The organism is Desulfovibrio sp. An276 (genome assembly GCF_002159665.1).
GTDB classification, from domain to species: domain Bacteria; phylum Desulfobacterota; class Desulfovibrionia; order Desulfovibrionales; family Desulfovibrionaceae; genus Desulfovibrio; species Desulfovibrio faecigallinarum.
Genome location: NZ_NFJC01000001.1, coordinates 101,185 through 112,868, shown reverse-complemented (window position 1 = coordinate 112,868; position 11,684 = coordinate 101,185). Strand labels below are relative to the sequence as shown.

Annotated in this window: 15 protein-coding genes; all 15 read left to right on the top strand. The window is 57.5% G+C overall.

The genetic code is table 11. The features are described from left to right. The first annotated feature begins 178 nt into the window (after nucleotides 1-178). The 15 genes from B5F76_RS00595 to rpsS all read left to right on the top strand — a co-directional run bounded on the left by B5F76_RS00595 (nucleotide 179) and on the right by rpsS (nucleotide 11,682). On the top strand, nucleotides 179-817 hold the full coding sequence (locus B5F76_RS00595) for a TetR/AcrR family transcriptional regulator (protein ID WP_087349623.1): 639 nt from the start codon (nucleotides 179-181) through the stop codon (nucleotides 815-817). Between the two features lie 220 nt (nucleotides 818-1,037). Then, nucleotides 1,038-1,931: a radical SAM protein gene (locus B5F76_RS00590; protein ID WP_162608605.1), complete on the top strand. Its 894-nt coding sequence runs from the start codon at nucleotides 1,038-1,040 to the stop codon at nucleotides 1,929-1,931. Between the two features lie 90 nt (nucleotides 1,932-2,021). Then, a complete protein-coding gene (locus tag B5F76_RS00585; RefSeq protein ID WP_087349619.1) occupies nucleotides 2,022-2,576 on the top strand; it encodes a flavodoxin family protein in 555 nt (184 codons plus the stop codon). Nucleotides 2,577-2,585: 9 nt separating this feature from the next. After that, nucleotides 2,586-3,308 carry a flavodoxin family protein gene (locus tag B5F76_RS00580; RefSeq protein ID WP_087349617.1) on the top strand — a complete coding sequence of 241 codons (723 nt, stop codon included), beginning with the start codon at nucleotides 2,586-2,588 and terminating at the stop codon, nucleotides 3,306-3,308. Nucleotides 3,309-3,526: 218 nt separating this feature from the next. Beyond that, nucleotides 3,527-4,027, top strand: a complete 501-nt coding sequence (gene queF, locus B5F76_RS00575) for a preQ(1) synthase (protein ID WP_087349615.1) — start codon at nucleotides 3,527-3,529, stop codon at nucleotides 4,025-4,027. 10 nt (nucleotides 4,028-4,037) lie between these two features. Beyond that, nucleotides 4,038-4,613 carry a hypothetical protein gene (locus B5F76_RS00570; protein WP_087349613.1) on the top strand — a complete coding sequence of 192 codons (576 nt, stop codon included), beginning with the start codon at nucleotides 4,038-4,040 and terminating at the stop codon, nucleotides 4,611-4,613. 31 nt (nucleotides 4,614-4,644) lie between these two features. After that, a complete protein-coding gene (gene ftsY, locus B5F76_RS15510; protein WP_087349611.1) occupies nucleotides 4,645-7,347 on the top strand; it encodes a signal recognition particle-docking protein FtsY in 2,703 nt (900 codons plus the stop codon). Nucleotides 7,348-7,559: 212 nt separating this feature from the next. Beyond that, nucleotides 7,560-7,760: a hypothetical protein gene (locus B5F76_RS00560; RefSeq protein WP_087349609.1), complete on the top strand. Its 201-nt coding sequence runs from the start codon at nucleotides 7,560-7,562 to the stop codon at nucleotides 7,758-7,760. Nucleotides 7,761-7,775: 15 nt separating this feature from the next. Continuing rightward, nucleotides 7,776-8,015: a hypothetical protein gene (locus B5F76_RS00555; RefSeq protein ID WP_087349607.1), complete on the top strand. Its 240-nt coding sequence runs from the start codon at nucleotides 7,776-7,778 to the stop codon at nucleotides 8,013-8,015. 642 nt (nucleotides 8,016-8,657) lie between these two features. Further along, the gene (rpsJ, locus tag B5F76_RS00550) at nucleotides 8,658-8,975 is read left to right on the top strand and encodes a 30S ribosomal protein S10 (protein WP_087349604.1); all 318 of its coding nucleotides are present in this window, start codon (nucleotides 8,658-8,660) and stop codon (nucleotides 8,973-8,975) included. A 12-nt stretch (nucleotides 8,976-8,987) separates the two neighbouring features. Then, on the top strand, nucleotides 8,988-9,617 hold the full coding sequence (rplC, locus tag B5F76_RS00545; RefSeq protein ID WP_087349603.1) for a 50S ribosomal protein L3: 630 nt from the start codon (nucleotides 8,988-8,990) through the stop codon (nucleotides 9,615-9,617). A gap of 12 nt (nucleotides 9,618-9,629) precedes the next feature. After that, the gene (gene rplD, locus B5F76_RS00540) at nucleotides 9,630-10,259 is read left to right on the top strand and encodes a 50S ribosomal protein L4 (RefSeq protein ID WP_087350205.1); all 630 of its coding nucleotides are present in this window, start codon (nucleotides 9,630-9,632) and stop codon (nucleotides 10,257-10,259) included. A 1-nt stretch (nucleotide 10,260) separates the two neighbouring features. Further along, nucleotides 10,261-10,557, top strand: coding sequence for a 50S ribosomal protein L23 (gene rplW / locus B5F76_RS00535; protein WP_087349601.1), 297 nt, complete (start codon nucleotides 10,261-10,263; stop codon nucleotides 10,555-10,557). A gap of 3 nt (nucleotides 10,558-10,560) precedes the next feature. Continuing rightward, nucleotides 10,561-11,391, top strand: coding sequence for a 50S ribosomal protein L2 (gene rplB / locus B5F76_RS00530; RefSeq protein WP_087349600.1), 831 nt, complete (start codon nucleotides 10,561-10,563; stop codon nucleotides 11,389-11,391). Nucleotides 11,392-11,403: 12 nt separating this feature from the next. After that, on the top strand, nucleotides 11,404-11,682 hold the full coding sequence (gene rpsS, locus B5F76_RS00525; RefSeq protein WP_087349597.1) for a 30S ribosomal protein S19: 279 nt from the start codon (nucleotides 11,404-11,406) through the stop codon (nucleotides 11,680-11,682). Nucleotides 11,683-11,684 lie beyond the last annotated feature (2 nt).

Genomic DNA, 11,684 nt, shown 5'->3' with positions numbered 1-11,684 from the left:
GTTTCAGTGTAACACTATTTGAAACGTTTTGGAACTGTTGCAACGTTCTGTCCCCAAGGAGCGGTGAGGGGATGTACATTGCCAGAAGAGGCGGAAAACTATACCTAGACAGGAGGCGGACCGCCTGCATTGGCTGTTTGCTGGCTCAGGCGAAGGGAGAACCAGGGAGGAGCAGGGCATGACGCATGGGAACAGGACAAACGAACAGGGGCAGGGCAAGGGCAGGCCGCGCTGCTTTGATCGGGATCAGGCCCTGCACAGGGCGCTTGAGCTCTTCTGGCAGAGGGGATACGAGCCGGCCTCAGTGGCAGAGTTGTGCAAGGTTATGGAGATCAGGCCGCCCAGTCTGTACGCGGCCTTTGGCAACAAGGCCTCCCTCTTTCTCGAGGCTTTGGACTACTATGAGCACACCTATTGGGACGAACCTGCCAAACGTTTTTGCGCAGAGCCCGACGTATACAGGGCAGTGGAAAACTTCTTTCGCGAGGCTGCCCGGATTCTGTTGTCCCCTGAAACGCCCTGCGGCTGCATGGTTGTGCTTGCAGCCGTGAACATAAGCCAGGACGAGAAGGCAATCATAGAAAGGGTGCGGGAGTGCAGGCAGGCAACACGGCAGATGTTTGCCGATCGTTTCCGCAAGGCCATTGCCGATGGCCAGATTCCGGCAGACACGGATGTCCCTGCCCTGGCAGGAGCGCTCAATACCATGCTCGAAGGCCTGTCCCTGCAGGCCAGGGATGGCCTCTTTCTCTCCGAGCTTGTGAACATGGCTACCCTGGCAGCGCGCCTCTTGCCCCCAAGAACTACGCAGTCCTGACAGGGAAGGTATGGACAGTTCTCTTGTCGCAAATTTTTTAGCGTTTGCTAAGTAACAGTCACGCAAGGATTGCTCTTGTTAATGCGTCAGAAATATTCCTTATCTTGAAGAGTGTTTCGGAAAAAATCCGAAATTTCTGTCTTGACTATTTTTGTAACGAGCGCTAAATAATATCCACATGGAACACGAACTCCTAGCGTGTCTCGGAGGAGGTACCGGCGTGACACAATTTACAGAACCGCAGATGCGGCCGCCGCAGGAGGCACATTCCCTGCTTTTGCGCGCAACCCAGGGCTGTACCTACAACAAGTGCAGCTTCTGCTACGTGTCGCGCGGCTATCCCTTCATGGCCGTGACGGATACGGAACTCTCCCTTGAGGCAGAGAGGGCGAGGCCCTTTTTCTCCCCTGACACACCCATCTATCTGACAGGATCAAATCCCCTTGCCCTGCCCTTTGCAAGGCTAGCCTCCTGGATTGCCGTTTTGCGCACATCGTTTCCGCGCTTTTCGAGGCTTTCCATGCAGGCGCGCATTGGCGACATAGCACTCAAGAGCGACGGGGAGCTTTCAATGCTTGCCCGCCTTGGACTGAACCACCTCTATATTGGCACGGAAAACGGCAACAACATGGTCCTTTCCCTCATGAACAAGGGCCACACAGCCGAGGACATTGTGCGCGAGCTTACGAGGCTCGATGGGGCAGGCATCACCTACACAAACTTCTATATCCTCGGCATGGGCGGCAAGGGGCGCGGCATCGAAAGCGGTCTTGCCACTGCGCGCATGTTCAACAGGGTGCATCCCAAGCGCATCACGACCACTGGCCTCACCATCTTTCCCGACACGCCCCTGCAGGACATGGTTCTTGAGGGGAGCTTCACCGAAGCCAACGAGCGGGAAAAGATAGAGGAGCTGCGCGCCTTTTTGAGCGAACTCGATGTCGACACCTTCTACGACGGGATCCATTACCTCAATCCCCTGAACTTTCGCCTGCGGGTGCGGGATGGGGAAGCAAGGAAGGAGGTCTTGCGGGAAATAGACGAGATCCTTTCCACCATGTGCGACGAGGAGCTTGAACTCATGGTCGGAAGAAGACACATGCACTCCCTCTAGAAGTTCACAAGAATTCACATTTTTTTCAGCGTTTGTGCCGCGCCTGAAAGCATGTGGCAGGTCGGGGCACATTCCCCAAAGGAGCATATCATGAGCAAGAAGATTCTGGTTCTCAACGGCAGCCCAAGGGCCAGGGGCAATACCTCCATGCTGCTCGACGCATTCACTGAAGGCGCCACACAGGCCGGCCACACCGTGACCCGCTTTGATCTGCAGAAAATGGACCTGCACCCCTGTCTTGGCTGCATGAAGGGCGGCAGGGATGCCGCAAGCCCCTGTGTGCAAAAGGACGATATGCTCAAAATCTATCCTGCCTACAGGGAGGCAGACATTGTGATCCTCGCTTCCCCCATGTACTACTGGGCCTTCTCGGCCCAGCTCAAGATGGCCTTCGACAGGCTTTTTGCCGTGGCAGAATGCGATCCTGGCTACGCCAATCCGAAGAAGGAATGCGCACTCATCATGGCAGCCGAGGGCAATACTCCCGACAACTGGAAGCCTGTGCTTGATTACTACCATGCGCTCATGTCCTTCATGGAGTGGACGGACCTTGGCACAGTGCTCGCAGGCGGCGTTCTTGAGGCAGGTGCCATCGCCGGCTCCCCTGTTTTGGACGAGGCCCGCAGCTTCGGAGCATCCCTCTAGGAGTACCCCATGGCAAGGGAAGAGTCGGGCACGGGAAAGTATATGCGTCCTTCACGCAGAAGCCTTCTTTTGGGGGGCAGTGTCGCAGCCGTAGTTCTTGGTGCAGCAGGTATTGTCGCCAAAACGCTCTTTTCCACAACTTCGGTAAGGGTGGAATCCTTTGTGACCAGGGGGTCCGGAAAAAGCCGCAATATCCTTGTCCTGACAGGCAGCGGCAGGGAAGGGGGCAACAGTGATCTTTTGGCCCAGGCCTTTGTGCAGGGTGCCCGCGAGGCTGGTCACAGGGTAGATGTCTTTGCCTGTGGGCAAAAGCCCATGGTCTCTTGCATGCACTGCGGCGGCTGCTGGAGCACAGGTGCCCCCTGTGTGCTGGAGGATAGTTTCAATGAACTCTGGCCCCTTCTGGAAAGGGCCGATCTCCTTGTCCTGTGCTCGCCTCTCTACTGGTATGCGATGAGCGGCCATATCAAGTGCGCCATCGATCGCTTCTTTCCCTATTCCCACAGGGAGAAACCCAGAGACATGGCCGTGCGCGAGGCCATGCTGCTCATGGTCGGGGAGACGCCCCTTTTGCGTTCCTTTGCCGGAGCTGCCTCATCCTACAGGCAGATGATTGGCTACAAGGGCTGGAAGGACAGGGGCAGGCTCTTTGTAACAGGCGTGAACTCATACGGTGCCATGCGCAACCATCCGGCCCTGGAAAAGGCCAGGGAAATGGGCAGGCTTGCCTGACCTTCGAAATATGCAAACAACATTCTGCCAAAAGGGGGACAGGAAGTTTTCCTGCCCCTCTTTTCGTTTTGGGAGAAACGCAGCTGCAACGGGTGTTATGCGACACAGGGATCCGGCATTGTGTCTTGCCTCTTTTGTGCGTATTCTTTTACGACTTTGTCCCTCCCCTGGAGGCTGACAGCAGGCAATTCAGGCAACAAAATATAGATGAGGCAAGCATGGAGACACGCAGCAACGATATCACAGGCGGACTTTCGGCCCTGGGCCACGGAGGCTCCCCTGTTCCGGCAGGAGACCCAGGCATAGACATCCTCGAAGCCTTTCCCAACCGTTTTCCGGGGCGTGACTATGTCATAAGCATAGCCTTTCCGGAATTTACCTCGCTTTGTCCCGTGACAGGGCAGCCGGATTTCGGCACCATCGTGCTCGAATACATTCCCAGCGAGCTGTGCGTGGAGTCCAAGAGCTTCAAGCTCTACATGTTTGCCTTCAGGAACCATCACTCCTTCATGGAGACCATCACCAACAAGGTCCTGGAGGATATTACCACCTTGCTGCACCCTGCTTGGGCCAGGGTAAAGGGCCTCTTTGTCCCTAGAGGGGGCACGCGCATCCACGTCTTTGCCGAGGAGTACGGCAAGCTTGATGCGGCAAGGCTTGCCAGCGTGCGCGAGGTCGTACGCGAGTGGAAGATGGAATCCAATCCCCACAGGGACTGATTTTTTTGCCATGAAACTTCGCATCGTCATTTTCTGGGTCGCTGCATCCCTGTGTCTTGTTGCCTTGCTCTTTGCGCAAAGGCAGATGATGCTGGACACTGTTCAAGAGGAGCTGGAAGCCGAGGCCCAAGCGCAGGCCAAGATCCTTGCCAGGGAACTTGTCCGCACACTTTTGGACGCGAGAGTCGAGACGGATGCGGATATCGACGAATTTGTTGTGCGTCAGCCTGTTTTCGACTTCATGGAAAACAGGAGCGTCTTGGCTTGTGCCGTGTATGGCAAGGACAGGCTTCTTGAAGCACAGATGCGGGACAGGGACGGCAACCTTGCGCCGCTGGACGGACTTGCGTCCCCTGGCATGTGCGAATGGACCGAGAGGCTTGTGACGGACACTGGCGAGGAGATGGGAAAGGTCTGGATTGCCCTCGATCCCGCTCCCTGGCAGGCGCGCATGCAAAAAATCTCGGACAAGAGCCTGTGGCACATGGTGCCCTTGAGCCAGGCAGGAGCAGTGGCCTTCTTTGTCATGGGCTTGCTTGTCCTTTGGGCTGGACGAAGGAAGCAATACGTCCGGGATCAGGGCTGACACACAGTTTTGCAAACGCGGGAGAACAGGCATGGGCTTTTTTTCCAGAATAAAAAAGATATTTGGCGCTCCTTCGCAGACAGAGGAACAGGCTGAGCAAAAGTCTGCGTCCGAGGCTTTGCAGGAACAGCGATCCGAACAGCAGCCTCAACAACAGGCAGACCAGCAATCGGAGCTGCAGCAGAAGCCTGACATAGCGGCTCCCGAGAGCGAATCTTCGGCACAGCAGCAAGGCGCGCCCGAATCTCAGACGCAGGAAGATGTGCAGGAAAGGCAGGCTTCGGAGGAGAGCGGGCAAGCTGTCCCCGATCAGGCCGAGTTCGTATCTGCAGAAGAAGCGGTGATCGAAGAAGAGAAAGCTGATTCCCTTTCTATCGAGCCCTTGATCCAGCAGGAAGAAAAAGCCTGCCCCGCAGCGGAAAAGTCCGAAGATGCAGATGAAGCTGACAGGGTCAGTGAGGCTTTGGAAGGGCAGAAGGCAGGAGAATCTGCTGCGCCCGCCGAAGAGGAAAAGCCCGAAGCCCCACTCGACGCATGGGCTGCATTCAGACCATTGGAAGAAGCCAAATCGGCTGAGGCTGAGCCGGCAACGGTCGAGCCTGCCGCTGAGTCCGAAGTCAGTGTCGAAAAATCCGAAAGTTCGGAGGAAAGGTCCGAGGCAGTGGAGGCCGTGGAAGCAGCCGAGCCTTCAGCCGAGCCCGAAGTCAGTGTCGAAAAAAGTACGGACGAAAGGCCCGAGGCACCGGAGGCCGTGGAAGCAGCCGAGCCCGAAGCCAGTGCCGAAAAATCCGAAGGTACGGACGAAAGAGCCGAGGACACTCCGGCCCAGGAAGCTGTGCAGAAAGTTGGCGACAAGGCCGCGGAAGCAGCCGAGCCTGTGAAAGCCGCAATAGATCCCTGGGCAGCGTTCAGGCCCGCAGAAGAAGCCAAGGAAGCGTCCGAGCCAGAACAGGTGACGGAAGAGATCGAGCCTGCAGTCAGGTCCGAAGCCGGTGCCCAAAAGTCCGAGGGTACGGACGAAAAAACCGAGAGCATCGGAGCACAGGAAGCAGAGCAAAAAGTTGGCGACAAGGCCGCGGAAGCAGTCGAGCCAGTGAAGGCCGCAATAGATCCCTGGGCAGCATTCAGGCCAGCAGAAGAAGCCAAGGAAGCTTTCAAGCCGGAACAGGTGACGGAAGAGATCGAGCCTGCAGTCAGGTCCGAAGCCGGTGCCCAAAAGTCCGAGGGTACAGAGGAAAAATTCGAGGCCCCCGGGGCTGCTTCTGAGGCCGGCCAAGAGGCCGCTGCGGAAGGGCAAAAAGTCCTGGAAGAGAGTGCGCAAGCCTCATCTGAAAAGCCCTGTGCCGAAGAGGAGGGACCTGCGCCCGCAGCTGTGCAAGAACAGCAGACTGCGCAGGAGCCCGTGCAGGATGCCGGCCAGAAGGCAGAAGAGGGCGGCGAGGACGAGATCATTATTGATCTGGGCGCACCCCTCATGCCCGAGGACTGGGAGGAGAACCGCAAAAAGGCCGAGGAGCCTGTCGCAGCTGCGGCAGACTTCGACTATCCGGAACTCACCCTGCGTCTACGCGAGGCCGAGGCCAGACTGTCCGTCTGGCTGGACATCGTCCTTGACGGTGTGAGCGAGGCGGGCGATGAGCTCAACCGCCGCGTGACCTTCCTCTTGCGCACCCTGGAAGCTCCGGCCGATGAGGCCAAAGCATTTGTGGACGACTTTGCCGGCTGGCTCGAACGCATGGAGTACCGGCAGATCGAGGATTTCAGATCCGAGCTGCAGTACCGCCTGGCGCTCGCCCTGGACCTTGAGGACGAAGAGGACGAGCGAAGCCGCCTTTTCCTCAAACTGTCCAACAGCCTTGCCAAGACCAGAGCCCAGTTTGCCAGACATTTCGAGGGCCTTATCTCAAGCCATGGCGAGCTGGATGACGAGTTCTGGGAAGAGCTGGAGGAAATCTTCATCATGGCCGACCTTGGCGTCGAGGCCGCGATGGAACTCACGGAGCGTTTGCGCACAAGGGCAAGGGAGCAGAAGGTCACAACCTCCGAGGGCGCCCGCGAGCTTTTGCGTGAGGAAATTCGCTCCATCTTTGCCAGACCCAGGCATATCGTGGGCATTACCCCGCCCGAGGTGGTGCTCATGATTGGCGTCAACGGTGCAGGCAAGACCACGACCATTGCAAAACTGGCCTACCGTGACCGCATGCAGGGCAAGAAGGTCATGATTGCCGCTGCAGACACCTTCAGGGCAGCGGCCATTGAACAGCTGCAGGTGTGGGCGAACAGGGTTGGAGCCCTCTTTCACGCCAAACAGGCAGGCTCCGATCCTGCCTCCGTTGCCTACGAGGCCATGGACAGGGCCATGAGCGAGGGAGTGGATGTACTCTATGTGGACACTGCGGGTCGCCTGCAGACCAAGGTCAATCTCATGGACGAGCTTGCCAAGATACGCAATGTCATAGCACGCAAGCATCCTGGTGCCCCCCACAGGACAGTGCTCGTTCTCGACGCAACCACTGGTCAAAACGCCCTCTCCCAGGCCAAGCTTTTCAAGGAGAGTGCTGGTGTCGACGAACTCATCCTCACCAAACTCGACGGCACGGCCAAGGGCGGTGTCGCCATAGCCGTGGCAATGCAGCACAAGCTGCCCATTACCTACGTGGGCCTTGGCGAAAAGGTCGAGGATTTGCGTCCCTTCAACGGCGACGACTATGCGGAGGCCCTGCTCAAGATATAGCGAGCTTCTCCGAAAACAGGAGCTCAAAAAAGCCCCCTGCCGCGCAAGCGTGAACAGGGGGTTTACTTTTGTTCAATATTGGTTATTGTTACTGATAATGCTTCCAAGAAGTCCATTTTTGGCTTTCGAAATTCCGGATGTCCAGACCCTGCGGATATTCCTCGCAACACAAAATCCTTCGGGCATGTCCGAAGCAGCATACAGGAAAACCTATGACAGCATGTGCCATAAACAAACCGCGCGGCTTCATACGCAAGCGCAAGCTTGACCTCATAAGCCGCATCCTGGACGAGGCAGACCATGCCCTGGCAAATCCCTCCCGCACCATGAAGGAGTGTCGCATTACCGAGGATGTTGGCTATGAACTTCTCAGCGGCAAGTGGGAAATGGGAGGCTTCAGCGGCCTTTCCTGATGCAGCAAGGGGCTTTTGGGCCTCGTCCTGGCGTGCCAGGGCATCGACAATCTTTTGCACAAGAAGAAGTACCAGGCTCTCAAGGAAGAGTATTACCAGAAGGTTCGCGAAAATAGGCAGGCAATTGAGGCTTGCATGAGCGCGGAGGGCATAGACAAGACAAGGATGGAGTACCTCACATTCATTCGCGATATGCTGAAGATTGCCCTGCGGGAGCTCTGTCTTGACCTGGGCTATGAAATAGAATTCGACTGAACGGGGAAGGGGATGAGCGAAATGCCTTGCCGCTCATCCCCACTCCTTGCATGCCTTTTCCCGATATCCGCAAATCTGTCCCTGCGAGGGGGCCCAAGCGTCGAGAAAATTTTTTTGTAAAAATTTCTTGACAGCAATGTGAAGGAAGGATATCAAAGCGCTCGCCTCTGATTTCAGGGGACTCCCTGTACGGCAGGGAAGAACGGAAGCCCTTCCGTTCTGCAGTACCGGTCACACACGGCCGGTTTGACAAGTGCAGGCGTTGCCAAATGCCGACTTGATCGAGCCGTACCAGCCCACAAACGGATCCCGTACCATAGTGTACACCCGGGGCTGTAAAGGTTTTTGGGGGCCATTCCCCCGTTTGGTAACCCTGCGGGTCCATCCTTCCGCGGTACGTCCTGTACCGTCGGGCGTGGAGTACGCCGGGAGCGTCACGTAGACCGTGGACAGCAAGGCGCGTTACTCACGCCCACCTCTCTCGCCTATTCCCCTCTACAAAGTGACAAAAAAGACAGTCATTGTCTTTAAAGCTCCCCTTCGTTCCACCCGCGGGTTTGGCCCAAAGGGCCTTAATGTACGGCCCTGTCCGTATCCCGTGTCTCCCCACTGACCGGGCGAATTTTCATGGAGCTACAAACAATGACGACAGTTAGCAGCGAATGCATTCGCATCAAGCTCAAAGCCTACGACTTCCGTATCCTCGACAAGGCTGTGGCGGAAATCGTGGACACTGCACGCAACACTGGCGCAGGTGTGGCCGGGCCCATTCCCCTGCCCACCAGATTCCACAAGTATACGATCCAGCGTTCTGTGCACGTGGACAAGAAGTCCCGCGAGCAGTTCGAAATGCGCGTTCATAAAAGGCTCATGGACATCCTTGAGCCCACGCAGCAAACCGTGGACGCTCTTGGCAAGCTTTCTTTGCCTGCAGGCGTTGACGTAGAAATCAAGCTCTAGTGTGAGGCAATCATGGCTGAGAAAATCGGAATTATAGGCCGCAAGCTGGGCATGACCCGCATCTTCAACGATGACGGTGCCGCCGTCCCGGTCACGGTTCTGCAAGTCGGTCCCTGCCCCGTCACACAGGTGAAGACCACGGAAACTGACGGCTACAATGCCCTTCAGATTGCCTACGTGGAAGCAAAGGAAAAGCACGTGTCCAAGGCCATGCAGGGCCATTTCGCCAAGGCCGGCACCGGACTTTTCCGCACCCTGAAGGAAGTGCGTCTGAACGACACTCCCGAGCAGAAGGCCGGTGACACCCTCACTGTCGACCTCTTCAGCGTTGGCGAAGTGGTCAAGGTGACAGGCAAGAGCATAGGCAAGGGCTACCAGGGCCGCATGCGCCGCTGGAACTTCCGTGGCTGCAAGGACACCCATGGTGACGAAAAGGTGCACCGCAACAACGGTTCCATTGGCAACAACACCTTCCCCGGCCACGTTATCAAGGGCCGCAAGATGGCAGGCCATTGGGGTGACGAGACTGTGACCCAGCCCAGCGCCCTCATTGTGGCCGTGCGCCCCGAAGACAATGTTATTCTGGTCAAGGGCGCAGTGCCCGGACCCAAGAACGGCCTTGTGTTTGTTCGCAAGCAGTAACAGGTGGAAAACATGCCTACCATTACAGTATATAATCAGGAAAAACAGGAAGTCGGCACCTGCGAGCTGTCCGCCGATGTCTTCGGCGTCGAAGTCCGTCCCGAGATCCTGAACCTGGTCGTGCGTGCCCAGCAGGCTGCCAAGCGCGCCGGTACCCATATGGCCAAGACCCGTGCCTATGTGTCCGGCGGCGGCGTGAAGCCCTGGAAGCAGAAGGGTTCCGGCCGTGCACGTGCAGGTTCCCGTCGTTCTCCCGTGTGGCGCGGTGGTGCAGTCATTTTCGGACCCCAGCCCAGGGACTACAGCTTCAAGGTGAACTCCAAGGTGCGCGCCCTTGCCATGCGCATGGCTCTCTCCTCCCGTGCTGCCGATGGCCTCATGGTCGTGCGCGGTATCGAGCTGCCCGAAGCCAAGACCAAGCATTTTGCCAAGGTTGCAAACGATCTGGGTCTCGAAAAGGCACTGGTCGTGACCAGCGCCAGGGACGAGAAGCTGGAACTTTCCGCTCGCAACATCCCCGGTATCACCCTGACCACCCCGGAAAATCTGAGCGTGTACGAGATCCTGAACAACAGGCAGCTCGTTCTGCTCGAGGACGCCATTGCCCCTGTGCAGGCACGCTTCGAGAAGGGGGAAAAGTAAGATGGAACTCACTCAGGTCCTTATCAAACCCCTCATCTCCGAAAAGAGCACCGCTCTGCTCAACAAGGCCAACGCCAAGTGCGTGACCTTCCTTGTGCACCCTGACGCCAACAAGACCGAAATCCGCCGTGCCGTGGAGACCATCTTTGGCGTGACAGTGCTGAAGGTGAACGTGGCCTGCGGCAAGGCCCGCGACTACGTGCGTCAGAGCCGTCGTCAGTGCCACGAGCCCGGCTACAAGAAGGCCTTCGTGACCATGACCCAGGAAAGCAAGATTGATTACTTCGAGGGAGCATAAGTCATGGCAGTTCGCAAACTGAAACCGACTTCTGCAGGACGCCGCTTCCAGACGGTCTCCGACTTCAAGGAAATTACCCGCTCCACTTCTGAAAAGTCCCTTACCGTGGGCCTTTGCAAGAAGGCCGGCCGCAACAACCTTGGTCGCGTGACCAGCCGCCGCCGCGGCGGTGGTGTGAAGCGCCTGTACCGCATCATCGACTTCAAGCGTGAGAAGCGTGACATCGAAGCCACAGTTTCCCACATTGAATACGATCCCAATCGCACTGCCCGCATTGCCCTTCTGACCTACGCTGACGGCGAGAAGCGCTACATCATCGCTCCCGTGGGCCTCAAGCAGGGCGACAAGGTCCTTTCCGGCGAGAAGGCCGACATCAAGCCCGGCAACGCTCTGGCCATGGGCCGCATCCCCGTGGGCACGGTTGTGCACAATATCGAACTCTATCCCGGCAAGGGCGGTCAGCTCTGCCGTGCAGCTGGCACCTACGCCCAGCTCGTGGCAAAGGAAAACAAGTACGCCCTGCTGCGCCTTCCCTCCGGCGAAGTGCGCAAGGTGCTTGCCACCTGCACGGCCACCATCGGCCAGGTTGGCAACATCTCCCATGAAAACGTTTCCCTGGGCAAGGCTGGCCGCAACCGCTGGCTCAACCGTCGCCCCAAGGTGCGTGGCGTTGCCATGAACCCCATCGACCATCCTCTGGGCGGTGGTGAAGGCAGAAGCTCCGGCGGTCGCCATCCTGTGTCCCCCTGGGGCATGCCGGCCAAGGGCTTCAAGACCCGTGACCGCAACAAGCCCTCAAGCCGCCTCATCGTCAAGGCTCGCGGCAAGAAGTAGGAGTAGTGTGACATGCCCAGATCTCTCAAGAAAGGACCGTTTGTTGACGATCATCTGTGGAAGAAGGTCGAGGCTGCACAGGCGAACAACGATCGTCGCGTAGTCAAGACCTGGTCCAGACGTTCCATGATTCTGCCCGAAATGGTCGGCATGACCTTTGCTGTGCACAATGGCAAGAAGTTCGTGCCCGTTTTCGTGACCGAAAACATGGTTGGACACAAACTCGGCGAATTCTCTCCCACCAGGACCTTCCACGGCCATGCAGCCGAGAAGAAGGCCGGATCCCGCTAGGT